The organism is Desulfosarcina widdelii (assembly GCF_009688965.1).
GTDB classification, from domain to species: domain Bacteria; phylum Desulfobacterota; class Desulfobacteria; order Desulfobacterales; family Desulfosarcinaceae; genus Desulfosarcina; species Desulfosarcina widdelii.
On record NZ_AP021875.1, the window covers coordinates 2,018,136 to 2,044,892 of the forward strand.

The 26,757-nt window shown below is 52.5% G+C and carries 22 protein-coding genes; 3 read left to right on the forward strand and 19 right to left on the reverse strand.

What is annotated here, in order from left to right:
- Positions 1 to 42: 42 nt before the first annotated feature.
- The 6 genes from GN111_RS09485 to GN111_RS09510 all read right to left on the reverse strand — a co-directional run bounded on the left by GN111_RS09485 (position 43) and on the right by GN111_RS09510 (position 7,078).
- The gene (locus tag GN111_RS09485; RefSeq protein ID WP_155303532.1) at positions 43 to 1,008 is read right to left on the reverse strand and encodes an NAD(P)H-dependent flavin oxidoreductase; all 966 of its coding nucleotides are present in this window, start codon (positions 1,006 to 1,008) and stop codon (positions 43 to 45) included.
- An 86-nt stretch (positions 1,009 to 1,094) separates the two neighbouring features.
- Entirely contained in the window at positions 1,095 to 1,868 is a 774-nt protein-coding gene (locus GN111_RS09490; RefSeq protein ID WP_155303533.1) for an SDR family NAD(P)-dependent oxidoreductase, read from the reverse strand.
- A gap of 244 nt (positions 1,869 to 2,112) precedes the next feature.
- Positions 2,113 to 3,417, reverse strand: coding sequence for a TRAP transporter large permease (locus tag GN111_RS09495; RefSeq protein ID WP_155303534.1), 1,305 nt, complete (start codon positions 3,415 to 3,417; stop codon positions 2,113 to 2,115).
- Positions 3,418 to 3,492: 75 nt separating this feature from the next.
- The gene (locus tag GN111_RS09500) at positions 3,493 to 3,996 is read right to left on the reverse strand and encodes a TRAP transporter small permease subunit (protein WP_155303535.1); all 504 of its coding nucleotides are present in this window, start codon (positions 3,994 to 3,996) and stop codon (positions 3,493 to 3,495) included.
- 138 nt (positions 3,997 to 4,134) lie between these two features.
- A complete protein-coding gene (locus GN111_RS09505) occupies positions 4,135 to 5,130 on the reverse strand; it encodes a TRAP transporter substrate-binding protein (RefSeq protein ID WP_155303536.1) in 996 nt (331 codons plus the stop codon).
- 169 nt (positions 5,131 to 5,299) lie between these two features.
- Entirely contained in the window at positions 5,300 to 7,078 is a 1,779-nt protein-coding gene (locus tag GN111_RS09510) for a class I adenylate-forming enzyme family protein (protein WP_155303537.1), read from the reverse strand.
- Positions 7,079 to 7,639: 561 nt separating this feature from the next.
- Here GN111_RS09510 and GN111_RS09515 point away from each other — a divergent pair.
- Positions 7,640 to 9,172 (forward strand): IS5 family transposase, encoded by a 1,533-nt coding sequence (locus GN111_RS09515; protein ID WP_155301859.1) that lies wholly within the window; start codon positions 7,640 to 7,642, stop codon positions 9,170 to 9,172.
- Between the two features lie 259 nt (positions 9,173 to 9,431).
- Here the strand turns inward: GN111_RS09515 and GN111_RS09520 are convergent, their stop codons facing one another.
- From GN111_RS09520 to GN111_RS33345, 4 genes are all read right to left on the reverse strand, one after another.
- The gene (locus GN111_RS09520) at positions 9,432 to 11,150 is read right to left on the reverse strand and encodes an acyl-CoA dehydrogenase family protein (protein ID WP_155303538.1); all 1,719 of its coding nucleotides are present in this window, start codon (positions 11,148 to 11,150) and stop codon (positions 9,432 to 9,434) included.
- A 187-nt stretch (positions 11,151 to 11,337) separates the two neighbouring features.
- Positions 11,338 to 12,480, reverse strand: coding sequence for an oxidoreductase (locus tag GN111_RS09525; protein ID WP_155303539.1), 1,143 nt, complete (start codon positions 12,478 to 12,480; stop codon positions 11,338 to 11,340).
- Positions 12,481 to 12,954: 474 nt separating this feature from the next.
- A complete protein-coding gene (locus tag GN111_RS09530) occupies positions 12,955 to 13,665 on the reverse strand; it encodes a GntR family transcriptional regulator (protein WP_155303540.1) in 711 nt (236 codons plus the stop codon).
- Between the two features lie 188 nt (positions 13,666 to 13,853).
- Positions 13,854 to 14,162, reverse strand: a complete 309-nt coding sequence (locus GN111_RS33345; protein ID WP_170302048.1) for a DUF8180 domain-containing protein — start codon at positions 14,160 to 14,162, stop codon at positions 13,854 to 13,856.
- Between the two features lie 206 nt (positions 14,163 to 14,368).
- Between GN111_RS33345 and GN111_RS09540 the strand changes: the two genes are divergently transcribed.
- Positions 14,369 to 16,330 (forward strand): penicillin-binding protein 1A, encoded by a 1,962-nt coding sequence (locus GN111_RS09540; RefSeq protein ID WP_155303541.1) that lies wholly within the window; start codon positions 14,369 to 14,371, stop codon positions 16,328 to 16,330.
- A 254-nt stretch (positions 16,331 to 16,584) separates the two neighbouring features.
- Here GN111_RS09540 and yhbY read toward each other — a convergent pair whose 3' ends face one another.
- Both yhbY and GN111_RS09550 read right to left on the reverse strand, forming a co-directional pair.
- Positions 16,585 to 16,908: a ribosome assembly RNA-binding protein YhbY gene (gene yhbY / locus GN111_RS09545; protein ID WP_155303542.1), complete on the reverse strand. Its 324-nt coding sequence runs from the start codon at positions 16,906 to 16,908 to the stop codon at positions 16,585 to 16,587.
- Between the two features lies 1 nt (position 16,909).
- Positions 16,910 to 17,341, reverse strand: coding sequence for a hypothetical protein (locus GN111_RS09550; protein WP_155303543.1), 432 nt, complete (start codon positions 17,339 to 17,341; stop codon positions 16,910 to 16,912).
- A 12-nt stretch (positions 17,342 to 17,353) separates the two neighbouring features.
- On the opposite strand from GN111_RS09550, the gene GN111_RS09555 reads away from it, so the two are divergent.
- Positions 17,354 to 18,217, forward strand: coding sequence for an alpha/beta hydrolase (locus GN111_RS09555; protein ID WP_155303544.1), 864 nt, complete (start codon positions 17,354 to 17,356; stop codon positions 18,215 to 18,217).
- A 278-nt stretch (positions 18,218 to 18,495) separates the two neighbouring features.
- Here GN111_RS09555 and GN111_RS09560 read toward each other — a convergent pair whose 3' ends face one another.
- The 7 genes from GN111_RS09560 to gyrA form a co-directional block, all read right to left on the reverse strand.
- Positions 18,496 to 19,464, reverse strand: a complete 969-nt coding sequence (locus tag GN111_RS09560; protein ID WP_331457710.1) for a hypothetical protein — start codon at positions 19,462 to 19,464, stop codon at positions 18,496 to 18,498.
- Between the two features lie 348 nt (positions 19,465 to 19,812).
- The gene (locus tag GN111_RS09565) at positions 19,813 to 20,529 is read right to left on the reverse strand and encodes a TVP38/TMEM64 family protein (protein WP_170302200.1); all 717 of its coding nucleotides are present in this window, start codon (positions 20,527 to 20,529) and stop codon (positions 19,813 to 19,815) included.
- Positions 20,530 to 20,686: 157 nt separating this feature from the next.
- On the reverse strand, positions 20,687 to 21,883 hold the full coding sequence (locus tag GN111_RS09570; protein ID WP_155303547.1) for a phosphoglycerate kinase: 1,197 nt from the start codon (positions 21,881 to 21,883) through the stop codon (positions 20,687 to 20,689).
- Positions 21,884 to 21,944: 61 nt separating this feature from the next.
- Positions 21,945 to 22,214 (reverse strand): hypothetical protein, encoded by a 270-nt coding sequence (locus GN111_RS09575; RefSeq protein ID WP_155303548.1) that lies wholly within the window; start codon positions 22,212 to 22,214, stop codon positions 21,945 to 21,947.
- A gap of 87 nt (positions 22,215 to 22,301) precedes the next feature.
- On the reverse strand, positions 22,302 to 23,027 hold the full coding sequence (gene radC, locus GN111_RS09580; protein WP_155303549.1) for a RadC family protein: 726 nt from the start codon (positions 23,025 to 23,027) through the stop codon (positions 22,302 to 22,304).
- Positions 23,028 to 23,166: 139 nt separating this feature from the next.
- Positions 23,167 to 24,201, reverse strand: a complete 1,035-nt coding sequence (locus GN111_RS09585) for an NAD(P)H-dependent glycerol-3-phosphate dehydrogenase (protein WP_155303550.1) — start codon at positions 24,199 to 24,201, stop codon at positions 23,167 to 23,169.
- Positions 24,202 to 24,222: 21 nt separating this feature from the next.
- Positions 24,223 to 26,703, reverse strand: coding sequence for a DNA gyrase subunit A (gene gyrA, locus GN111_RS09590; RefSeq protein WP_155303551.1), 2,481 nt, complete (start codon positions 26,701 to 26,703; stop codon positions 24,223 to 24,225).
- Positions 26,704 to 26,757 lie beyond the last annotated feature (54 nt).

The window sequence follows — 26,757 nt, forward strand, 5'->3', positions numbered from 1 at the left end:
TTTCGGGTCGTTCCGAAACCGGTTGTGAGCTGTTTTAAATATCTATTCGCTTTTCGCCCATCGGCAGCGGATGGATTCCGCCTGGTCCATGATTTTACGGAAATACTCGGCTACCGGCAGCGACTGTTTGACCAGACCGGCGGCCTGCCCGCAAGCCCACACGCCACCGTCCAGATCGCCTTTTCGATAGGCCTCCAATCCGCGTTCGCCTTTCATTTTGGGGAGGATATCCTCCAGGGGGGCGCAAGCTGTTTCCAATTCCAGCACCTCCTGCGCCGTACGGTTGTTGAACGCGCGAACGGGCTTCTTGACGGAATTGAGCAGCAGGCAGGTCGAGGTTTCGTCGGCAGCGATCAGCGCCTTTTTGAAGCTTTCATGGATGGGGCATTCCGTGGTGGCCATCAGCGCCGTACCGATGACGATGCCCTCGGCGCCCATGGCAAAAGCCGCCATCAGGGCACGCCCATCCGTGAAACCGCCGCCGGCCACTACCGGGATGGAAACCGAGTCGATCGTCTGGGGCAGCAGCACCATGGTGGTGACCCCTTCGGCGCTGGGGTGTCCGCCGCATTCGGTTCCAACGATGGTGAGCATATCCACACCCATTTTCTCCGCCTTGACGGCATCCTTGCGTCGTGCGCATTTGTGCATGTGGATCCGCCCGCCGCGCTTCAGGCGTTCGAGGTATTTTTCGGGGCTGTTGCCCGCCGTCTCGACGATCGTCACGCCTTCGTCATCGATGGCATCCAGCATATCCTCCACCGAAAAGGGGCGCAGGGAGGGGAACAGGTTGATATTTATAGCGAAGGGCTTGTCGGTTAGTTCCCTCACCTTTCGAATTTCCGCACGCAGGTCTTCTTTGGAAGCGAAGGTCGCCGAAGTGATAATTCCCAAACCTCCGGCGTTGCTGACTGCCGCAGCGAGTTCCGCCCGGCTCAGCCACTGCATGGCGCCGCCAATGATCGGCAGTTCGATGCCAAGAAGTTTGGTTACTCTCGTTTCCCACATGGTTTTTCTCCCGTTGGGCTGATTCCTGATTCTAAGTCTTTTCACTATATGCGTTCATGATTCATGCTGCAGTTGAGCCGACTGCATCATCTTCTACCGAATCCCATGCGCAAGGCGCCGTCCAGCCGGATCGATTCACCGTTAAGGTACCGGTTGTTAATGATGTGAAGCGCCAAAGCGGCGTATTCTTCTACCTGTCCGAGCCTCGAAGGAAAGGGCACCTGCTTGTTCAGCCGCTCTTTGGCCTCCGGAGGGAGCGTTCCGAGAAGGGGCGTGTCGAAAATACCCGGCAGAATCGTCATCACACGGATGCCGGTGTTGGCGAATTCCCGAGCCAGGGTCAGGGTCATGGAAACGATGCCACCCTTTGAGGCCGAATAGGCCGCCTGGCCGATCTGGCCGTCGAAGGCGGCGATGGAGGCCGTATTGATATAAACGCCTCGTTCCCCACCTTCATCAGGAGGATTTTCGCTGATGAGGGCAACCGTTGAACGGACCAGGTTAAAGGTTCCGACCAGGTTGACATTGACGATATTGGGGAACCATTCCGGAGCGACCAATCCTTTCTTGCCAAGGATGCGGGTGGAACCACCGATGCCGGCGCAACTGGCGACAATATGGACGGTCCCGAAAGCGTTGCGGACCTGCGCGACAGCGTCGTCCACCGATGTGTGATCGGCGACATTGGCCGGCACGAAGATAGTTTCGCCGCCGAGTTCCGCGGCAGCCTTGGCGCCGTTTTCGGCATTCATATCGAAAAGAGCCACCTTGGCTCCGGATTGGACCAATGCCTGGGCCGTGGCCTTCCCCAATCCGGAAGCCCCGCCGGTTACGATTGCAACTTGATTCTCGGTTTTCATAAAAACTCCTTTTCAAAAGATGGAATTTTATTTTGATAATATATTTTATAAAATTTTATATCAAATAAGTTTCCGTTCGGCAATTGAATATTTTAAATTCCTATAAAGATGATGAGAAAACGGTAAGCGCTTTGAAAATCTGCTTCTTGAAAGAGCGTATCACGGCAACTGCGGATTCACATGAAAAGACGGTAGCAAAAATTCGGTTATCAACCTCACGCGTGACAAGATTGTTTCGCATCAATTACACCATCATGCTCGACAGCCAAAGCGCTAGCTGCGGAAATATCATGACCAGAGCCAGGCACAGGCCTTGGAGCAGAAGGAAGGGTACGATTGCCACATAGATGTGGGCCATGGTTACGGAAGGCGGCATGATACCCTTCATGATAAACAGGTTCAAACCGAAGGGCGGGGTGAGATAGCCCATTTCCATGTTGATGACAAAGAGAATGCCGAACCACAGCGGATCGAAACCCAGGTCTATGATGATGGGAACGAACAGCGGCCCGCAAAGCATCACAATGGCAGCGGGATTCAGGAACATCCCGAGAATGAAAAAGATCCCCTGCATGAAAATAACGATCCACCAGCGCCAGATATCCAGCCCCGTCAATGCTTCGTTGATGACATCGTGAATTCCGGCCACGGCAATAAAATGAGAAAAGCATGAAGCACCCATGATGATCCACATAATCATTGCGTTCGTGGATAGTGTGGTAACCAATGCCTTTTTGACATTCGCATAGGTTGCCCTGCCGTAGGCCGCCATACACAAGAAGGCGCCGAAAGCACCGATACCGGCAGCTTCCGTGGGTGTTGCAACCCCGGTGTAAATCAGACCGAGAACGAGGAATATGAGCAGCACAGGTAAAGCAAAGCCCTTGAGCGCAACGATTTTTTCCCGAAGCGAAAAGGATGTATCCACGGGCGGCCCCATCTCCGGTTTGATCCAGCAATAGATGGAGATATAGCCGATATACAAAAAGATCAGCAGGATTCCCGGCAGTACGCCTCCCATAAACAGCTTTCCAACCGAAACTTCGGCGACGCCCGCATAAACAACCATGATAATACTCGGCGGTATCAGGATTCCCAGCGTTCCACCAGCCATGATGCTTCCCAGCACCATGGACCGGTCGTATCCCCGCTTCATCATGGAGGGTGCGGCAATCAGCCCCATGGTTACGGTGGCCACGGAACTGATGCCGGACATCGCACCGAAAATACCCGAGATCACCACCGTGCCCGAGGCGAGACCACCCCGAACCTTTCCCGCCCACCGGTAGATGATCTCGTACATGTCATCGCCCATTCCGCTGCTCTGCAGGAAGTTGGCCATCAGCAGAAACAAGGGAATGGCGATGTATATGAAATTATTGCTGTTTGCAAATGTGGTACTGACCACCATGTAAAGGCCGGACCAACCCCAGACATAGATGGTTCCAAAAATCGCAAGCCCCGACATCGTAAAAGCAATGGGAAACCCCAGTGCAAGCAAAAGAAACATGACTACGAGAATCGCGAAAGACAGCATCAAAACATCCATCAGGCGCCCCTCCGGTACGTGGCTGTGTATTTACGTATCGCCTGCAACCGGTAATTGCAGACCGATACACGAGATCTATTTGCTATTTTCTTCGATAAGAACTTGAATATTTTTGATGTACCTTGCAATAACCTGCAAGAGCAGCAACAGGCCGCCCAGCGGTATCATCAACCATACCGGCCAAAGAGGTAAAGCGGCAATCGAGTCCGAGCGCTTCATGCTCGAAAGCACTCTCCAGAATTCGTCTCCCCCGAGCCAGATGAGTATGACACAGAGAAGAACGGTAAGCGAATAGGTTACAATTTCAACCCAGGCCTGGGTTTTCGGTGTCATGTTGGGATAGAATAAATCGACGCGGACATGCCCGTCCCGCAACAGGCAATACCCACCGGCCAGCATGCTGATGGCGCAAAACATGTATTGCGTCACTTCCATGGACCAGAAAGTAGGGGCGTCGAAAAAATAGCGAACGATCACTTCGTAAACCACGAGCAATGTAAGTAACACCAGAATGCCGGCGGATACGACCTCGGTGATGAACGTGTTGATGGATGCAATGATTTTCGAGATTCCGTCCATGAATTTCAACGTCTCCTTTTCACGTTAAACCCACCCAATCCGGATCATTTTGTGTTTGCGCAACAAAAACAATAAAGGACGTTGCACGAACCGGACGAATCGATATCAAATGACCGGGATTGGGCGGTCTCAAAACATTTATTTTTTGGACTTCAGAAAGTCCTGGATTAACTTCACCTGCTTGGCACAGTTTTCGGAACGCTTGGCATGCTCTTCGTACAACCCATTGGTCGCTTCATGAAATTTTTTCTGCTCCTCTTTGGACAGTTCTATGGTTTCCACCCCATGCTTATTGTTAAAGGCTGCGATGTTATAATCCTGGGATTCGCAGAAGATAAACGAAAAATACATCGCTTCTTTTCCAGCCTGTTTCAACGCCATCTGATTTTCTTTCGACAACTTTTCCCAGGTGCGCTTACCGACAAACAGGTCTACGAACCCCGGCGAATAAGGGGGAGGAGAAGTCACATAACTGACCACTTCGTGCAATCTGTATGCTTTGGTGGCATAAATCGGAAAAATCAGACCATCGATGGTGCCCCGCTGTAATGCAATATATTGCTCGGCCGGTGCCAGATTAACGGGAGTCGCGCCTAGTTTTTGGGCAACAGCGCCCAGCATTCCTGCGGCTCTCAGCTTTTGCCCTTTCATATCCTCCAGGCTTTTTATCGGGGTTTTCGTCATGATGCCGAAACGTCCGGCCGCAACCGGGGCCAAATAGTAGAAATCGTATTTCGCCGAGGTTTCCCTCCAGAATTCGAGATATCCGGATTCCCAAAATTCGAGAGCTTCCACCGAATTCTTCCATGTATAAGGCAAATAAGTGCCGAAAGCTTCCTGGACCGTTCCGGAATAGTACAAGAGACTTGCGATGCCGATGTCGATCATCCCCCGTTCAACAGCCGTCAGCAATTCTTTCGCACCGGATAGCTGACCGGGAGCATATACTTTAACTTCAACCTCTCCATTGGTATATTCTTTTACTTTTTCCGCCAAATAGTTACTGGTTTGTCCTGCGATACCATTCAACGGGTAGATGCATTGCAGTTTCAACGTCGTTTTCGCCAATACGGGTTGAAGCCAGAATAAACAAATCGACATTGCCAGAACGATCACCACTGCATTCTTTCTCATTTTCCTCTCCTTTTTCGATTAGGGCTTGATTGGGCTTACGGTAAAAACTCTTCATCTTTCATTTGGAAAACGATCAAATAAAGGCACAGGGTCAAAAATATACGAGCCGAACACTCCCTAATTGCCGTTTGGATATGGTGTAGCGGCAACCTAAAAATCCTTGCGTCAATCATCTACCGCCAGTCGCACTGCTTAAAAAATCGTAAAGCTTGAGCCGATTGGCTTTTCCACTGGCAAGCATGGGCATCTCATCCAAAAAAATGACGTCGCGGATCTTCTTATAAGGAGCGACGCGACCGTTGACGAAGTCCATGATCTCCTTCGCCGTTGCCGTCGCGTCGTTTTTCAATTGAACGAAAGCGATGGGCAGTTCACCGACAACCGGGTCTTTTTTCCCGAGAACGACACAGTGCTTGACGTCACAATGGTCGAATAATACATTTTCGAGCATGCTCGGCGCGATATTGTACCCCTTGTACTTGATCAGCTCTTTCTTTCTTCCCGTTATATAGAAAAAGCCGTCTTCGTCCATTTTTCCGATATCGCCGGTATACAGCCAGCCATCCCGATATGCACTGGCGGTGTCTTTGGGTTTTCCGAAATAGCCTTGGGTCACGGTCGGCCCTTTCTGGATCAACTCGCCCTCTTCACCAACCGGCATCTCCGTGAGCCCGTCAACCGGATCGACGACCTTGATCCAAGTAAATGGCACGGGAACGCCGACCGACACGCTCTTCTTAAAGCCGTTTCGATTGGCAAAATTCTTTGTCGACGTCATCGTACCTTCGGTGAGCGCCCAGGCCTCGCTAATTTTACCACTGATGCGCTTTTCGAATTTTTCGGTCACGGCTTCGGGAACGGTCGAACCACCGACGGCCCATGTACGTATGCACGAAATATCCTGAGTTTCGATATCCGGACGCGACAGGATCGTCGAAAGCATCATCGGCGCGCCGCCGCCAAAGGATATTTTGTAACGTTGAATCATATCCAGCATCGAGTCCATATTGAAAACCGGCAAATGGATAAGCGGCAGCGCAGACATGAGCGGGTACATCAGGCGGCCCAAAAACCCCATCATATGCGTCCACGGAGGCACCGAAAGAATCCAGTCGATTCCATGGCGCAAGGGAAAGTCCCAGTCCGTGGAAAGGTCCTTTTCAAGATTCGTGAACTTCAAAAGCCCGTCGGTGTCCTGAACCGGGAATTGACCTGTGAGCGTCGATCCGTAAACAATGCAGGCCGAAACGACATTGTAATGGGAAATCATGACGCCTTTTGGATAGCTCGTCGTCCCTGAGGTATATAGAATGGAGTAAATATCCTTTTTCGGCTCGATTGTGGGCTCGATCAGGCTGTCATCCGAAAAAATGTCGCAAAAACCGTAAAACGGTGATTGGTAATCTGGGGATTCTTTTTTTAGCAAAGAAAGTTTCAGTTCCTGGTCGTGTGAAAAAACGATAACGCTTTCCATGGCCGTTTTTTTCTCATCGACCAGATCCCGAATCACTGGCAGCAATTCATCCGAAACAACAACGACTTTGGCTGCGGTATCGTTAAGTTGATACGCGACTTCATCTTTGATCAGTAAGGAATTGCATCCCACGTAAACGGCGCCGACCATGCTGATGGCAATAATTGCGACGGCTACCTCGGGACAATTGCGGGCATAAACGGCCACCATGTCGCCTTTTTTTACTCCCATCTTATTCTGCAATCCTGATGCAAACCGCTCACACAGTTCTTGAAATTCCACGTAGTTAACAATGAAATTTTCAGGTTCGTAAACCAAGGCGGTTGTCGATGGATAATACCTGGCGGAAGACCTCAGCCCCCAGTGAGCCGGTATTTCGGGGAGAACATATCCTGCATCGAGGGATCTTTTTATTTCCTCAGGGTACGCTGCAAACCATCGCGCGTTTTTTATTTCATCGGAACCGGTACGCATGGGTCACTCCTTAAAATTGTCGGATTGCTCGTTACGTTCTCTCGGCAAGTGGATGTATCGTTTCAGGAGGCTCTTTATTATCATCGATCCATTTGTATAAATATTGCCATTTTACTTATTTTGCCCCGTCTACGTTTATGGCTCCAAAAATTTTTAGTATGGAGAAAGAAGAGGGGATTATGCCGCAAAGTAGGTTGAATTTCCAAAAAAATGGGCAAACGGCGGTGTTCTGGAAGGCAGCATTGGATATGTTTTTCCGCTTAAAAATCAAAGGAGACCGTCCCCCTAAAATCATCGGAAACAGATAGAATAAAAGCCCCTGAACCTATAACTTTTCGACCTGAATGTTTTTTATACAATATTTTATAAAATTTAATATAAAAAAGATTATTTCTTGTCAAGTCTATTTTTAATTTATTTATCCCAATTGCTATTTAGGGTTTCCTGAATTAAAGATAAACACTTGAAATACTATACATTTTATGGTATTGAGGATCGAGCTAAATGCAAATATAACCACGCTTTACCCCTCAAAACCCTTGCACTTTTCTCGGTCCTATCATGTATCGACATAATCAAAAGCAGCTGGAATTCGAAACTTTCGAATTGCCTTTCGGCGGAAAACTGCGAAGCGACAATCGCTGGGTGAAATTAGCCAAGTTTATTCCATGGGGTCAGTTCGAACCGGCCTACAGTAAATCGTTGACCAACTCCGGTTTGGGCCCTCCGGCCAAATCGGTAAGAGTCGCCTTGGGCGCCCTGATTATCAAGGAGCGCTTGGGAACCAGCGATGAAGAGACGGTAGAACAGATCCGGGAAAATCCGTATCTCCAATACTTTTTAGGCTACAAGGCCTATGAGGACGAAAAGCCCTTTGATCCGTCCCTGTTCGTATACTTCCGCAAGCGGTTTGGCAAAAAGATGCTGGCCAAGATCAATGAGTCGATTGCCCGCAAGGCACTTGAACAAGAAAAACAATCGAAAGACCGTTCCCAAACCAAAAATGACGATGATTCCACGCCTACAGGTGGAGGTAGTGAAAACCAGGGCAAATTACTTCTGGATGCCACATGTACCCCCGCGGATATTACTTTCCCAACCGACCTCAAGTTGTTGAATACCGCCCGGGAGAAGAGTGAAGGGATCATTGATATCCTACACAGTCCATTCAAGGGGAAATATCCCAAACCGCGTACCTACCGTAAGTTAGCCCGCAAAGCGTTTCTATCTGCAGCCAAAAGCAAAAGATTGTCAAAGAGCAAGAGGCGTAAGGCCATTCGGAAACAGTTGGGATATCTCAAGCGCAACTTGAAAAGCATAACCAAGCTATCCCAACGAACGCCGCTAACGAAGCTCAGTCCCCGTCAGTACAAAGAGCTGCTGGTCATTCACGAAGTCTATCGCCAGCAGCAATGGATGTATGACCAGCATGAAAATCGTATCGATGATCGCATCGTCAGCATCAGCCAACCCCATGTGCGTCCGATCAAACGGGGTAAGGCCGGTGCGGCTACCGAATTTGGTGCCAAGATATCGGTCAGTCTCATCAATGGCATTTCATTCGTGGACCGCATCAGTTGGGATGCCTTCAATGAATCCGGGGATCTGATCGATCAGATCAAGGCATTTCGAAAACGATTTGGGCACTATCCGGCATCGGTTCATGTGGATCGGATTTACCGTAACCAAGATAATCGCCGGTTCTGCAAGAAACATGGAATCCGCCTTTCGGGTCCCCCGCTGGGCCGGCCACCGGCCGCTGTCGAGATACAGAAAGAGATCAAAAAGCAGGTCCGTCAGGATGAGCTCGATCGGATCCCGATCGAGGGAAAGTTCGGCCAGGGCAAGCGGCGCTTCAGTCTATCCAGAATCATGTGTAAGCTGGCAGTGACATCCGAGACGGCGATCGCGGTATCCTTCATCGTCATGAACTTGGAGAAATGGCTGAAAGGCCTTTCTTCTCTCTTTTTTACTTCCTCGTTGCTGTTCATGGTCCATATCAGAGTGCTTCAGAGACGATTTAACGGGCTTTTGGGTCGATTAGTCGGTAAATATTTTCAGGCTAAAATGCACCTGTCACTGTTGAGAGGGTGAATTTACCCATGCTAATGCGGCATCTTTACTAATTCAGGAAGCCCTATTTATGAATAGTATTCAATAAAATTTCAGCGGTTTTTGCGCAGCAGAAAATCGATTGGCTGTATGTTAAGCCGGCAATATCGCTCTATTGCCCACCGAAACTTATATTTTAACCGTTCAGGCTGCATACGCACTCAAGCAGGGGATCGGGTTGTCAGTTTTTTTGTCTAATAGAAGCAGGCAGCCTCATGACTGCCTGCGGAACAGATCAGCCTTACTTGGGCATGGAAAACACATCGTTGAGAGGTTCGACATCTTCTGTCCATACCGCATTCCATTCCTCAATATCGATAACCGGTGTGGTTCCCACAATCTCTTTGAGATATGAAATTTGTTGGTCGTTCATGGGATATTTGGAAATCTGATCCAAGGCGTAAGCTGCCATATCGGATACATATAACCCGAAAAGCTGGTTAACGGTCCTCTTATGAATATCGTTGTTGTTTGCACCTTCGAGAATTAGCTGACCGTAAACGACCACTACAAGCATATGGCCGAGGTTAAGCATATAATCCATCTGTCTTTTGAGTGCTTTTTCAATGGGGCACTCCAGAAATAATTTTTCTAAAATTTCGACCTGTTTGTAGAGTTGAGCAACGTTGGGCATATCCAGATATTTTTTATAGGTTTTGCTGTAATCATTAAACTGGATCGATGCGATGCTTCCATATGTCTGATTAAAAAGGTTGTTGTCATCACAAAGGTCCACTCGGACGGGAATATCGGGATATTCTTTATGGTTGCTGAAAAAGCTTTGAATACACTTGATAACAAGGCTCATATTCACATGCGCCGTTCCTTCTAATCGTGGCGGCCCCTGGATATCTCTTGTTGCCGTTTCGGTATAGGTATCTTTTTCGAAAGCCTTGGCCGAAGCGGCATCGAGGATGTTGGTCATCACCTTAACGCCTTCAAGGCCCGTCTTCATTTTAACGATCGGATTATAAAGAAGATATCTTCTGTCTTCGGATGAGCTGCACCGAAAGTAATCGCAAGCTCTGTAAACATACAGACGCATTCCGAGAAGACGCAGGTACGCTTCTGAATAGAAACGGCGGATATGAACCATATCGGTAACTTTTTTACCGTAGAGAATACGGTTATATGAATGACGCAGGGATTCATAGAAAGAGTGCGTGCAGATACCGATAGGTGAAACGCCAACCATGAACTTGCCGATATTGATAGCGGCCAGGGCTTCTTCCCATGCTTTCTTACCGAAAGCGTAAACATCCTCTTTAGGAACGGGATAGTCTACAAGACGATATTCGCCGACATAGCCTGATCCATAAGTTGACGTTCGAATTCTTTTAACATCGTTATAATGCGGATGCTGTGAATCCGCAGCAAACATCACCCACTCATCCACGGTATCCTTAATTTTCGCAAATGTCGTTGTGATGGCGACGTTTGAAAAACCGATGTAATATTTGGAGCCGTCAGCACGATAATTGCCGTCCGGCAATTCCGAAATACACATTTCGTTCGAGTACAGGTCGGCGCCGTGCTCCTTTTCTGAAATACCATAGGCGAAGATACGGCCTTCTTTAAGTTTTTGCGCGGCCCATTTCTGAACCTTTTTGTTCGTTCCCATCCAGATGGGAGCAAGACCGAGCATGGTGACTTGGAATGGATAGCGGTTGCCGATCCCATAGAAAGCGAGAAGTTCGTTGAACTCGGTAATCCGTCTTAAATCGAAATAAGAGTTTTCGTCACCGTGTTCCTTAGGCGTAAGCAGACGGGCAAAAATTTGATTCTTCGCCTGAAATTTCAGCATGTCATAACAGACTTTATAGTCCGCGTCATCCTCGTTGAGGTTGTCCAAGCCTTTGTCTTCATAGTACTTTATGACTGACCTGAACATCTCCTTCGTTTCGTCATCATGATGTTCACCGGCATAGGTCTGTGGATTTAAGAGATAATTGGCCCCCATATCGTTCCTCCTTTAAATTCATGGCTTATGCGGAAAACCATCATGCATTTTTATTTCTTTGAGATTGGCAATAATGGTTTACTCATTAGCGTTTGGTAAAAATGTCAGTTCTTGCCTATCCTCTTTTTCTGCCGGTAAATTTTGACTTGTTTTTTATTTCAGTGTGTTTGGGAAAGCGTTCAAACTTCTATAAAAGATAACATCTAAGCCCCTCTTCCTCTCGAAGCGTTTCCAGGCATTGATTGCAGGAGATGCAACTCGCCCTTTCACTGCCACCGTTAAGCCAGCGATTGGGGAGATCGGGTTCGCGGATCAACGGCCGGCTCAATGCAACAAGGTCGGCATCGCCGCAGCAGACGATTTCATCCATTAACGACGGTGTTTTCATTCCACCGACGAGGATGATCTTCGCCCTTTGCATTTTTTGTCGGAAGGCTCTGGCGAACCTGCGGTGATATGCTTCATCAGCGACAGTTCCAATCCGCTTACGGGCCTCTGGAATCCGTTCCGCCCGCCAGCCAATGTCTTCGGGATCCCGGGTAATCGTTTCCCACATGCCACTGCTGATCTCCAGAGCGGCATAACCGGATTCCTCGAAAATTTCTCCGAGTTCGAGCGCCTCGGCAAGCTCAATGCCTGATTCCAAAAAATCGCAGGCATTCATTTTAACCAACACAGGAAAATCCATGCCAATTAGGTCTTTGGCCTGCCGAATGATCTCTGTCATAATCCGGGCCCGATTCTCCGTTTTCCCTCCAAACTGATCTTTCCTGTGGTTGGTATGGGGCGAGAGGAAAGAACTCAACAACCAGCCGTGCGCGGCATGAACCTGAACAGCGTCGAAGCCGGCTCGCTTCGCGTAACCAATGGCAGCAGCACTTTTTTCGATAAAGGCTTCGATCTCATGGCTTTTCATCTCACGCGGCATTCTTTCAGTAAAAGGCTCAAGAATGGGCGATGGTGCAACCGGTTGACGATCGACGGTGGCAGGCAACTGCCTGCCGGTATGACCGATCTGCAATGCCACCTTACAGTCATTGCCGACCCCATGAATCGTTTCGGGTATCTGTTTTATGGTTTCCAGGCAGTCTGCACGGTCGACAGCGATCGTACGAGGCAGCTTCCCATCCTCTTCAGGGTACGTCAAACCGGTTATGATCAACCCTACGCCCCCGTTGGCCAACCTTTTGTAAAAATCGAAATAAAGTTGTGTCGGTTTGCCATCCGGATCGGCCTTGGCTTCGTATGTCGCCGAACGGACGAGTCGATTTTTCAATGACATCGAACCTATCATGGTAGGCGAAAATAGATGAGTAAACTGGGTGGCCACAATAGTTAATTCCTGTGAAAAGAGAAGTATTTATCAGTTTTTCCGTCACAGCGTGCAGCGCAGCAACGATGCGTCCCTGCTCTTACAACGTTACGACCCTAACATTTTTCAGGCTGCCAACCATGTGTTCCATATTGGATCGGACAGGAAGCGCTCTGTTCATGGAAAGCTTTTTTTCACGTAAAATATTTTATAAAATTTTTTGTAAACATTGCTAAGTTATTATTGAAGGCTTGTCAAGACAAATCTTGAAAACCTTCTACGTATCCTCTATTTTTCGTTTGAGTTACAAATAGTTAAATCATTCCTGATAAAAAATGGGGAGGGGAAGGAAGGTGACGACATGTTTCTCTCATGTGCGCATGGCGTGAAACAATTTTGTCGTAAAGTTGGGAAGGCGTTTGAGCTTCTATAAATGATGACAATCGCTGCTATAATCCGGGCTTGATTGTCCGTTGTCCCTCCAGATTGAATTTACAAGGACACCACCCTACCGTTTTTCAGACTGTCAATCATATGTTCCATACCGGATCGAATGTGTTCACGAACGAGTTGAATGGTTTTTTTTTCATCCTTTTTGCTAAGATACTGCAACATATCCCGATGGTCTTTTATTATTTTTTTAATCCGCTCTTCAGAAACGTATTCCGCTCTGTACTTTAAATAGATACGTTCCATAACCGTCTCGAGAAGATCGACCATGACCTGATTTCCTGATGCCTTGGCTATCGTCAAGTGGAAAGAGGCATCTGTCAGCATCATTTTTCTCCGATTCGTCGGTACCGTACTGTCCTTTTGAAGCCGAAACGACTCTCGAATCGCTTCAACTTTATCTGCAGTTAATTTATTGATCGAAATCGGAATCAAATAAACCTCTAACGCCTCTCTTGCCTGATATAGTTGCCTGGCCTCGGTTTCGGTTATTTCAGCAACGAAAAAGCCCTTGTTCTGCTCATATCGGACCAGTTTTGCATTTTCCAACCGGTGTAATGCCTGCAGCAAGGGGGTCGTGCTCACATTTAACTGCCGGGCCAAGTCCTGAAGGATCAGTTTCTGCCCGGGAGAAAGATCCTGATTGTACATCATGGTCTTTATCTGGGTATAAAGCGTCTCAATGGATTTTCTTTTGGAAGGGCCTTTTTTCCGGGGTTTGCTCTGGGATTCTACGGTTGCAGTTGCTCTCATTGCTCGTTCACCTGATTAAATATCATTTATAATATATTTTATAAAATTTGATAAATGCGCAAAAAATGGACCACCTGTCAAGCCGAATTATTGAATTGTAAAAATTCAGTCTGAACCTGTGCAGCCTGATTTTGCCGTTTGTCAGGTAAAAAACTTGATTTAGCCATAGATCATTTTTAGATTGGACGTTACTTCACTTTTCCGCCGGCCTCATGAAACCGCTGCGTGATTGTGTCGGTCAGTTCAGCGGCGGTATCGAGCAACTCGGCCACGGCATCCTGACCGTTTTCACGGGACTGGGCGGCCCACTTGCGGTAATCCTCGGCGTGATGATCGTTGTGCTGGATCCAATGGTCCAGTAATTTGACGAGCTTTTCCGGAAAAGATAGCGCCCCGTGGCTGTGGGTGTGGGTGTGATCGTGGTCATGGTCATGGTGGTGATCGTGATCGTGGTGATGATGATCGTGTCCGTGGTCGTGATCATGGTGGTGGGACATTTGCATTCTCCTGTGCGCTTGGGTGAATCGCCGAATCCAGCCTGCCGTCCTTTTTTCTCAGCTTACACAATTTATGCCCCCGCGATCCCGAAGTCAACCACCCGATGTCGCGGTTTTTTCAATCCGCTCTTGCCTATGAGAGCGATGGCAGCTAAAACCGAAACCATCGGCAAGGCACCGCTTCTATACAACGGATCTGGGACACGATGGGCAACCGCAAACCTTTTAAAATCCGAACCCTGATCGCCATTACCGCCCTGGTGGGCCTTTTCTCGGGCGCCACGGCGGGCGCATTTCTGGCCCTCACCCGGGACCTGCCCCAGATACGGGAGTTGGAAAACTTCGAACCTTCGGCCGTCACCCGCGTCTATTCGGCCGACGGGGTGCTGTTGTCCGAACTGTTTCTCGAAAAGCGGATACCGGTTCCCATCGATCAGATGCCCGCAGCCTTGAAAAAGGCCCTCATCGTGACCGAAGACCGCCAGTTCTATTCCCACAGCGGCATCGATCTTAGGGGCATTCTTCGTGCCATCGTCAAGGACATCATGGCCGGACAATTTGTCGAAGGGGCCAGCACCATCACCCAGCAACTGGCCAAAACCCTGTTTCTGACGCCGGAGAAAACCCTTGGCCGCAAGATCAAGGAAGCCCTGCTGGCCATCCAGTTGGAGCGGCGCTATACCAAGGGCGAACTGCTGGCCCTGTATCTGAACCAGATCTATCTGGGCAGCGGAGCCTACGGCGTGGAGTCGGCTGCCCGGCTGTTCTTCGGCATACCCGCCTCCCGGATGAACCTGGCCCAATGCGCCCTGATCGCCGGACTCCCCCAGGCGCCCTCCAGATTCAGCCCCCTGGTCAATCCCGATCTGGCCAGAAAGCGGCGCAACCTGGTCCTGACCATCATGCGCAGCCAGGGCATCGTCAACGAGACGCAGTACCGGCAGGCCATTTCCGAACCGGTGACGGTCGGATCGCCCCAAAGGGTCCAGGGAAGCGCACCTTACTTTCTGCAGTATATCAAACCAGCCTTAGAAGCGGCCGTCGGTCCCGACCTGTTGTACAAAGGTGGTCTGACCGTGCATACCACCTTGTCCCACCGTTTTCAGCAGGCGGCCGAGCAGGCCGTAAAGACGGGGATTGACGATCTTTACAAACGAACGTCACAGGGTAAAGAGAACAGCGTTCCGCCCCAGGGGGCACTGGTTGCCCTGGACGTGCGAACCGGCGGCATCCTGGCCATGGTCGGCGGCAGGGATTTTTCCGAAAGCCCCTTCAATCGTGCGGTGGATGCCAGGCGGCAGCCCGGATCGGCCTTCAAACCCATCGTTTACGCCCTGGCCATCGCCCGCGGCTTCACCCAGGCCAGCCTGGTGCTGGACGCACCGGTGGTTTTCAAGGGAGGGCCGGACAACGCAGACTGGCGGCCGGAGAACTATTCGGGCCACTACCTGGGCGAGATGACGTTGCGCCGTGCATTGGCACTTTCCAAAAACATTCCGGCCGTCCGTCTGGCGGAACGGTTGGGGCCGTCGGACCTGGTGCAGTTCGCCCATAAAATGGGCATTCAGACGCCCCTTTCACCGAATCTGTCCCTTGCTTTAGGGACCGCCGGCACCCATCTGCTTGAACTGACGGGGGCAATGTCCGTCTTTCCCCAGGGAGGCAACCACATCGCCCCCTTCGGTGTCGCCGAAATTCTGGATCGGGACGGCGACGCTCTCTGGCGGGCCAGGCCCGCCGTCCGTCCGGTTCTCACCACCGTCCAGGCGGCCATCATGGTGGACATGCTCCAGGGGGTGGTTCAGGAGGGAACCGGAAAACGGGCCCGTCGATTGAACATGCCCGTGGGCGGCAAAACCGGCACCACCAACGATTTCAAGGATGCGCTCTTTTTGGGATTTTCTCCGGAAGCAGCCTGCGGGGTCTGGGTGGGTATGGACGATGCGTCGCCTTTGGGCGACAGGGAGACCGGTGCCCGGGCGGCCCTGCCCATCTGGATCGATTTCATGGCTGCCACCCGTCCGGAATCAACACCGCTTTATTTCGATATCCCGGATGGCACGACTAAAATTTTCATGGATCCCGTCACCGGCCGCCGGGTGAATGAAACCGAGAAAAATGCGGTCCGGGCCTTGTTTGCAAAGGGGACGGAACCGTCTAAAAAATAGGTTTATTTACGTTTTATGGGTTCCTTTGAAGTCGAGTTTCCGGCGGGCTCGTAAAAAGGCCGAGATCAAGGCTTGCGGGCCGCGACAGCGAGCGTGAGCGAGCGAACGGAAAATCGATCTTCCTCCTTTCGGCGAACATTTGTGTTCCATCCTGAGAATACCGCAATCGCGGGTGCCGAAGGCAGCGTACTCTGGCGTACGCCGCAGTGACGAAGGATGGGTGTAACGCCGATATCGGCCTTTTTACGAGTCCGTCAAGTTTTGACGGCACGGGCAGGGAGGACAATCTTCCGTTTCTCGGGGTCGCTCTGCTGGCGGTAGAACGTGGCCGTATGGCCGATAAGGCCCACCATATCACAATTGACGGCCTTTTCCAGCTTCTGGATCATTGCCGTCTTCTTCTCTTTTTCCTTGAATTCTACAAATTTCACCTTGACCAGTTCATGGCGATCCAGGGCCTCATCCATGGCCTTGACCAAGGTCGGCGAAAAACCCTTTTGCCCGACGAATACAACCGGTTTGAGGGAATGGGCCAAACCCCGAAGAAATCGTCTCTGGAAACCTTTTATTTTTTCCATGCTAACGTCGCCGTATACGCTGGTGGATCGAATTCACTTTGCCGGCCATTTCATCTACCTTTTCCTTGATATTGGCGACATTGGCATCCGTGCTGATGAGGATGCTCTCGATGGAATCCACGTCGGAAATCAGCTTTGCGCAAGCCTGCCTCGTCTCCTGGATCGTGCCGTTCAGGTAAAACAGAAAACCGGTCACAGCAATCATCCACAGTGCCATTACGTAAACTTTCCACTCTCTTTTCACATGAGCAGTAAAATTGTCCATGTTTTTTCCTTTTTTCCCGGGCAGTGATGCGTTCCATCCGGTGACTGCAGTTAACGCCTTTTCATTTGGAACGGTACCGGTTCTGCCGGCACATTTCAAGTCATTTATCGGCAAATTGTCTTTACTCAGGGAGTATGGTAAAAACGATGCATTGACGATACCAACCAAAAAGGATCTGCCATGACAATCCAGGAAGAAAAGAGAGACCGTTTTGCCGGCAGCGACGGCAAGAGTATTTTTTATCGCCGATTGATTCCGGAAAAGCCGCGCTTTCGGGTTGTCGTGTCCCACGGTCTGGGCGAGCATTCCGGGCGCTATGGCAACGTAGCCGAGGCCTTATTCCCCATAGGAGCATCCCTTTGGATCCTTGACCATCGGGGCCACGGCCGAAGCCAGGGAAAACGGGGCCATGTCAGCAATTTTGGGGACTATGTCAGTGATTTGAAAACCATGGTGGCCATGGCCGCGGCCGAGGGCAAGGGCAAGGGCGAAAAAATGATTCCGACCCTTGTACTGGGTCATAGCATGGGCGGTTTGATCGCCCTCTCCTATGCCAGGCAATACCCGGAAACGATCGATGGCCTGGTCGTTTCTTCTCCCCTTCTCGGTGTGGAGCCACAGCCTCCAGCCGCCCTGCAGGTGATTGTCCGCCTCTTATCGGTTCTATGGCCGACGCTCTCCTTGAGCAACAAACTGGACCCGACCTTCATCAGCCACGACAGCGACCAGGTGGACGCCTATGTGCAAAGTTCTTGGGTGCATGACAGAATCACTGCCCGGTGGTTTGTCCAGTGTATGGCCGAGATCCAGCGAACCGTCGCCGCCCCGCAGGAAATCCGGGTGCCCGTTCTCATGCAAATTGCCGGAGACGATCATCTGGTGGACTGCCAGGCGTCCCTGTCCTTCTTCAACGCATTGACGGTATCCGACAAAACGTTGTGCCACTACGAAACGCTTTACCACGAAATTTACAATGAGAAGCTCCCGGACCGGGAAAAGGTACTGGCAGATTTGAAAAAGTGGATCGGCGAGCGATTTGTGTAGCCCTTCCCCGGCTTGGTTCAATGCGCTACAAGGCAGGCTCGTCAAGAGACGTATTTCCGACGGCTTCGTAAGAAAACCAAGATCTCCCGCTAAACATCAGACGGAACAAGAAGGCTTGCGGCCCGCGATAGCGAACGTGAAGCGAGCGAACAGAAAATCGATCTTCATCTTTACGGCGAACATTTATGTTCCATCCTGAGCAAGGAGACGTAATTTGGCGTACGCCGCAGTGACGAAGGATGAAGCGTAACGCCGATATCGGCCTTCCGACGAAGTCGTCAAGTATAGATCAGGTTGAGGTTGATTGGCGGATACTTCCTCACCCCGGGTTTGGGCAGTACATGTTCGGTACCGACGGTAAGCCAGTTCACGTCGGGATTGATCTCCCGCAGCTTACCGTCGTCCGGCGGTCTGGAGTGGTCGGTATAGGCATAGGTAGCCAGAAAGATGCAGACATTGTATTTGCCCTTTTTGGCAATGACGTAGTTCTTCTTGAACGTCCGGGGAGACATCCGCTGGGAATCGGCGATCTGCCGGATCTCGTCATTGGAAAAACGCATCAGAGCGGCTTTGGACACGCCGCGTTCGGAAATTCGATACAGGGCACGGGATTCGCTGCTGCCGGCATAAACCGTGGAAATGCAGGGAATGCGCTTTAAGTACTGGGCCGCCACCATGGCAGCCGTGCGGCGCCCGCCCACCATCACCGGCATCCCATAGTACTCGAAAAGTTTGCGCTGAACCACTTCGGCGTATTTGTCTCCCTTCTCGTACAAATCCTTGGAGATATAGCGAAGGCTCTGGGCCAGGTCCTCGGCGGCATCGGCAATGGGCCAGTCGATTCTCACGTGAAAATGCGTCAGGCTGTAGCGGTTCGCGGACAGGGTCGTGGGGTCGCGTTGGATGAGCAGCGCGTAATCCACCGGCAGCAACACATTGAGAAAGTCGTAAAACTGCGCGGCATCCAGATACTTGTGCGTCCGGTCGAACTTCTCGGGAAGCGGCAGGGACTTGGATTGCAGCAAGTTGGTCTTGGTGGGTTTGTTCACATCGAAAAAGCGGATGTATTTTTTGTGCGCCGCGGGGATGACATCCTCCACGAAAATGACGAGGAAGGTTTTCTGGCTCTCGTACTCGATGCCGGGAATTCTGGCCCGGGGTTTGAGTTCCCGTTTTTCGATGAAGGGATACGGCAGCTTACGGTCTGTGAACTGCCGGTAGGACTCGATCAGCGCGTAGTTCAGCATAAACTGATCCAACTCGTCCCGATACAATTCGTAGTAGGATCTCCGTAAACGGTTAAACTGACTGAGTTCTTCTCTAACACTCCAGAAGGCCAATGCGACTCCCCTCGAGGCGGATTGGGGGTTAGGGCTCGCGCAAAAATAACTTCACATTTTGAAAGCCGACGCATCCCACCCGCCTTCGTTGTGAAAATGCGACATATTCCCAATATGCCTTGCATTTTCACGCCTTGTCGGCTGGGCGCCTAAGCTACCAAATCTGTGAACTTATTTTTGTGCGAACCCTTAGCAACTGCAGTGGGTGCGATGCTTAGTGTTGTTTTTATTAATTAACACAAACAAATAGGAGGGTCAACGGTCTGTGCCGCTTTTTCCGTTGAGTTTTTCGAGCCACCGATAAATGGCGTCGCGAAAACGAATCGTCAGGAAGGCCACCAGCGCCGTCACTGCAAAAACAACGGCAAATACCACGTAGTTCTTTTTGAATAAAAAGTCTCCCTGAAGGCTCAGCAACAGCGTGCCCGGTATGCGCCCGACGGAAGCAATGATTAGAAAGACCTTGAGAGGAATCGCGGTGATGCCCAGAAACAGGCACAGATAGTCCTTGGGAAATCCGGGAAAAACGAACAGGATGAACATGACGATGACCCCCTGCCTCTTGGCCAGGTGATCGAATCGCTTCAGGGTGGGATCGGGAATCCATCCTCTGACGTAGCGCTTCCCGAGAAATCTGCCGATGCCAAAGTTGATCCAGGAACCCAAAGACAAAGCCACCGTCGAATAGAGAAATCCCTTGAAGCTGCCAAAAAGATAACCGCCGATAAATCCGGTGGCCTCACCGGGCACCGGTGCGATGATGACCTGAAGGATCTGAATCCCCATGAAGGCAAGGGGCGCGCCGTCGCCGAAAGCGGTGACCAACTGCTCGATCCGATCACGGTCCGCAAGAAAACGATAAGCCGTCATCAACCCGCTGGCGATCTCATGGCGGAACAATACACCCAGCAGAAGGGCAGCCAGCGTGCCACCGGCGACCCAGTACCGTTTCCTGGCGATTAGTTTTTTCAAAGGATCATCCGAGGCAGTCGCTTGCCGATTTACTTTTAATGAACTCCCAAAAAGTCGCATTTCCGACGGATTCGTAAAAAGGCCGAGATCGCTCCAGTGACGAAAGATGAAGCGTAACGCCGATATCGGCCTTTTTACGAATCCGTCAATTTTCGGTTCAGCGGTCTGTCAGTGCAGCCACACCAGGCAGTTCTTTTCCTTCCAAAAATTCCAGGGATGCACCACCGCCGGTGGAGATGTGGGTCATCTGGTCCGCCAGACCGGCCTTTTCCACCGCCGCCGCAGAATCGCCGCCGCCAATCACTGAAATGGCACCATTGCGGGTCGCCTCGGCCATGGCGTTGGCCACGGCATAGGTGCCGGCGGACGTTGCGTCGATTTCGAATACGCCCATGGGTCCGTTCCAGACGACGGTGCGGGCGTCGCCGATAATCTTCTGAAAACACGCCACGGTTTCGGGACCGATATCCAGGCCGAAATGGTCAGGGGCTATGGCATCGACTGCCGTCGGGACCAGTTCTCCTAAGGTGCGCGCTGAAAAATCGAAGCGGTCGCTGCAAATGCAGTCCACCGGCAGCACCAGTTTGTCGCCGCCCTTCTCCATCAGGGATAGGGCGAGGTCCAGCTTGTCCGCCTCCACCAGGGAGTTGCCAATCTCCAGTCCCCGGGCCTTGAAAAAGGTATAGGCCATACCGCCGCCGACAATCAGGCGATCCACTTTGGGCAGAAGGTTGTCAATGACATCGATCTTCCCTGAGATTTTGGCGCCGCCCAGAATGGCCACGAAGGGCCGTTCGGGCTGCTGCAGAGCATCGCCCAGATAGGCGATCTCCTTTTCGATAAGCAACCCCATGGCGCAGGGCGAGATGTAGCGGGTGACCCCGGCAGTCGAGGCGTGGGCCCGGTGGGCGGTCCCGAAAGCGTCGTTGACATACTGATCGCCAAGGGCGGCCAGAGATCGGGAAAAGCCTTCGTCGTTATCCGTCTCCTCTTTGTGGAACCGCAGGTTTTCCAGCAGCAGCACGTCGCCTGAGGAAAGGGCACCGGCGGCCGATTCGGCGGTGGGTCCGACACAGTCGTCGGCAAAGGCAACCGGCTTTTGCAGCAAAGCTTGCAGGGCTTCGGCGCACGGTTTCAGGGACAGTTCCGGCACCCGCTTGCCTTTGGGGCGTCCCAGGTGAGACATCAGAATCAGTGCGCCGCCCTTTTCGAGAATGTACTGGATTGTGGGCAAGGCGGCCCGCAGCCGTTTGTCGTTGGCCACACGCCCGTTTTCCAGAGGAACGTTGAAATCTACCCGCATGAGCACGCGGCGACCCTTTAAGTCAAGATCGGAGACAGTCAATTTCGCCATAATATGCTCCTTCCTTGTATGATTTTTTATTCAATTGCGGAGTCAGACGATTTCGTCAATTTTACTTTTTGGACTGTTTTTTGGCAGCCAGCGCTTTTTTGCGGGACCAGCGTTCGAAGAAGCCCACCGTACCGGATTCGTAGGCCCGGTCCACCATCTCCTCGCGAACGGCGATCCCGCCCTTTTCCTTCATGGCTTTTCTCAGGCACTCGGTCTTGTAGACACAGACCATACAGGACTCCGGGGTCTGTCTCAGACCGGCTTCCCCCAAGGGAAATACGGCTTCCAGATCTCCGAAGCAGGGAGGAAATTTCTGGCGGTTTACGGTCATGAGGTTTGTCTCTTTCCATGGGAGAGGGCTTCGCGGCGATCCACTTTTATCCCGGGTGCCTGTCCCATTCGCCGATCTTTACGGCGGCTACCGGTCTTGGAGGTCGGCTTTGATTCGGGCCACGTGGCCCTGGTCGGCAAAGCTGTAATAACCTTCCCGGCCGATGATCAGGTGTTCGTGAACGGTAACGTCCATCAGGGCGCAGGCCTCGATCAGTTTCCGGGTGATGGCCATGTCGTCCGGCGAAGGTGCCGGGTCGCCGGAGGGATGGTTGTGTGCAAAAATCACGGCGGCGGCACCGTGGGCCATAGCGGCTTTGACCACTTCCCGGGGGTAGACCGCACTTGCGGTCACTGTCCCCGTAAAAAGGATTTCGTCGGCGATCACCCGGTTTTTGGCATCCAGGTAGATGGCCATGAAACACTCCTCTTTTTTACCACGAATGGTCTGCTCGAGATAGTCGAAAAGGGCCTTGGAGTGGGTGAGCGCCTGCTTGCCTTCGATGTGCCCCTTCAGGTAGCGCCGGCATACGGCCGGTACCAGCTTGATGCCGAAAAGATTGATCGGGCCGATGCCCGGCACCCGGCACAGATCGGCCGGTTCGGCGTCCAGAACCCCCTGCAGGGTCTTGAATTGTTTCAGCGCGGCTTTGGCCGCATCCTTGCAGTCCTTTTGCGGCGTGGCCAGAGTAAGCAGCAGCTCGATGACCTCGTAGTCGTGGAAGCCGTCCAGCCCGGATTTGAGGAAACGATCACGGAGGCGCTTGCGATGTCCGGCACCCTTGTGCGGCATCTTTTTGGTATCCTCTGTCATCGTTCCTCACTCCTCTGCACCAATACTGCTTCAGAGCGATTATCGAGCTTGCCGTAGATTCAAGGAAGAGGTGTTGCCGCTTTAATAAGCTATGCGGGAACGCCTCTGACACCGAAGATGCGGTAAGATCGGCAGTCGCTCAATTTTCGTCCAACTCCTGCTTTAGATCCCGCGTCATCAGCTGGTGCAGCGCCGTTTTGGGATCCAGGTCGTCGTAAAGCACATGGTAGACGGCATGGGAAATGGGCATTTCCACTCCCAGCTTGCGGGACAGGTTGTAGACCGAGCGTGCGGTTTTCACCCCTTCGGCCACCATGTGCATCGCCGCCAGCAGGTCATTGAGTTTTTTTCCCTCGCCGATCTGCTTGCCGATGGTGTGGTTGCGGCTCAGGTCGCCGGTACAGGTCAGAATCAAATCGCCGGCGCCGGCCAGCCCGGTAAAGGTTCTCGGCTGGGCCCCCATGGCCAGCCCCAGCCGGCGGATCTCCACCAGGCCGCGGGTGATCAGGGCGGCACGGGTATTGAGTCCCAGCCCCAGCCCGTCGATCACCCCGGCAGCGATGGCAATCACGTTTTTCACGGCCGCGCCCAGTTCCGCACCGACGACATCGTCGATGGTGTACACCCGGAAATAGGGTGTGGCGAAGGTCTGCTGAACCAGGGCGGCCGTATCTGTGTTTTTGGAGGCCGCCGTCACCACGGTAGCCATCTTGCGGGCCACCTCCTTGGCGAAGCTGGGTCCGGTCAGGATGGCCAGCCGGTCGTCGGCAAGCCCAGGAATCACCTCTTTCAGCACCCCGGACATGGTCAGGTGGGTCTGGTTTTCGATGCCCTTGGAGGCGCTGACCACCACCGTATCCGATCCGATGGCATGGCCGCAGCGCTCCATGGTCTGGCGGGTAACATGGGAGGGCGTCACCACCAGCACCAGCTTTTTGCCGGCCACGACCGATTCCAGATCGCCGCTGGGACGAAGGTTGTCGGACAGCCTGACGCCGGGCAAAAAGCGCTGGTTCTCCTTTTCCTCGACCATCTGCTGCCGCACTTCATCTTCGTAAACCCAATGGTCAACGGCAAGGCCTTTATCGGCCAGCAGGTTGGCCAGGGCAGTTCCCCAGCTCCCGGCGCCCACGACGCCGATGGGAAACGCTGTAATCTCCTCGTTGGTTTTCATCTTCGCTGTTCCCTTGAAGGTTTAACCGACGCTTTCAGAACCGTTGCCGGCGTCACCGTTTTCTTCTTCCTTTTCCGCCAGTCCGGCAGCGCTGACCACCCGTTCGCCCGGCGCCAGATCGATCAGCCGCACCCCCTGGGTGTTGCGGCTGATCACCGATGTGCCGGAAACCGGGATGCGGATCAGTTTGCCTGTATTGGTGACCAGCATCAGGTCGTCTTCGTCATGAACCAGAATAATTTTGACGACCTGACCATTGCGGTCGCTGGTTTTGATGGTGATCACCCCTTTGCCGCCCCGCCGGTGAATGGGGTATTCGTCGATGGAGGTCCGCTTTCCGTAGCCGTTTTCGGTCACGGCAAACAGAGTTTGGCCATGCTGCAGCACCTCCATGGCCACGATGCGGTCGCCCGGGGACAAACTCATGCCGCGCACGCCGCGGGCAATCCGGCCAGTGGGACGCACGTCCGATTCGTGGAAGCGGATGGACTTTCCTCCGGCGGTTCCCAGAAATACGTTCTGGGTGCCGTCGGAAAGCTTGACGGCAATCAGTTCGTCTCCCTCGGCCAGTCCCAGTGCAATGATGCCGCCCGTCCGGGGACGGGAAAAGGCCATCAGATCGGTCTTTTTGACCGTTGCGTTGCGCGTGGCCATGAGGACGTGCAGGCCCGGCTCAAATCCGGGAACGGCCAGAACCGCGGTCATGTGCTCGCCCTCGGTGAAATCCAGCAGGTTGACGATGGCCTTGCCCCGGCTCTGACGACCGGCCTGGGGGATGTCGTAAACCTTGCACCAGTATACCTTCCCCAGATTGGTGAAGAAGAGAAAATAGTGGTGGGTGGAGGCCACGAACAGGTGGGAGACATAATCCTCTTCCTTGGTGCCCATGGCGGTCTTGCCTTTGCCGCCGCGCCTTTGGCTTTGATACAGGGTAATGGGATTGCGTTTGATGTAGCCGGTGTTGGTGATGGTCACCACCATGTCTTCCTCGGCGATCATGTCCTCGATGGTCAACTCGCGGGTGTCGGTAAGAATCTCCGTGCGGCGCGCATCGCCAAACTCTCCTTTGAGGATGTCCAGCTCGTTCTTGATGATGCCCAGCACGAGCTGTTCGCTGCCCAGGATCTCTTTGAAACGGGCGATATCTTTGAGCACGGCCTCGTACTCTTCGACAATTTTGTCCCGCTCCAGGCCCGTAAGACGCTGCAGGCGCATGTCCAGAATCGCCTGGGCCTGGATCGCGCTGAGGTTGAACGCGTTAATCAGGCGCTCTTTGGCTTCCGGCGGTGTTTTGGATTCTCGGATCATCCGGACCACTTCGTCCAGATTGTCCAGGGCCACCTTCAACCCTTCGAGAATATGGGCCCGGGCCTCGGCCTTGTTCAGATCGTAGCGGGTGCGTCGGACGACGACTTCCTTGCGATGCAGGACAAAATTCTCCAGAATCTGCTTCAGATCGAGAATTTCCGGACGGTTGTTGACCACCGCCAGCAGAATGATCCCGAAACTGCTGGCCATCTGGGTGTGCTTGTACAACTGGTTGACGACCACGCCGGACATGTGGTCTTTTTTCACGCCCATGGCGATGCGCATGCCCCGCCGGTCGGACTCGTCGCGCACATACCGCAGACCCTCGATCACCTTATGCTTCATCAGTTCGGCGATCTTCTCGATCAGCCGCGCCTTGTTCACCTGGTAGGGAATCTCGGTGACGACGATGGTTTCCTGTCCGGTTTTCTTGTCTTCCTCCACGTTCACCCGCGCACGCATACGCACGATGCCCCGGCCGGTTTCGTAGGCGTCCCGGATGCCCTGGATCCCGTGAATGACACCGGCGGTGGGAAAATCCGGGCCCGGAATGTGGGCCATGAGTTGCGCGCAGGTAATTTCCGGATCGTCGATCAGGGCCTTGATGCCCTCGATCACCTCGGCCAGGTTGTGTGGCGGAATGTTGGTGGCCATGCCCACCGCGATTCCGGACGACCCGTTGACCAGCAGCGCGGGAAACTTGGCCGGCAGCACCGACGGCTCCTCTAAGGACTCGTCGTAGTTGGGGATGAAGTTGACGGTTTCCTTGTCCAGGTCCTCGAGCATCTCGTGGGCCAGGCGCATCATGCGGACTTCCGTATACCGCATGGCGGCGGCCGGATCACCGTCGATGGAACCGAAGTTGCCCTGGCCGTCCACCAGGGGGTAGCGCATGGAAAAATCCTGGGCCAGGCGGACGATGGTGTCGTAAACCGCGCTGTCGCCGTGGGGATGGTATTTACCGATCACGTCACCGACGATGCGGGCCGATTTTTTATACGGCTTGTTGTAATCGTTTTTCAGGTCCCGCATGGCATACAACACACGGCGGTGAACGGGCTTGAGCCCGTCACGCACATCGGGTAGCGCCCTGCCGATGATCACGCTCATGGCGTAATCGAGGTAGGATTTCTTCATCTCGGCTTCGATGCTGATCTCGGGGCTCTGTACAACTTCGCTTAGGTTGTCGTTCATGTTCTTAGGTTCGTCCTTGCTTTGACCTTACCGCCAAACCGCCGGGCCGTGTAC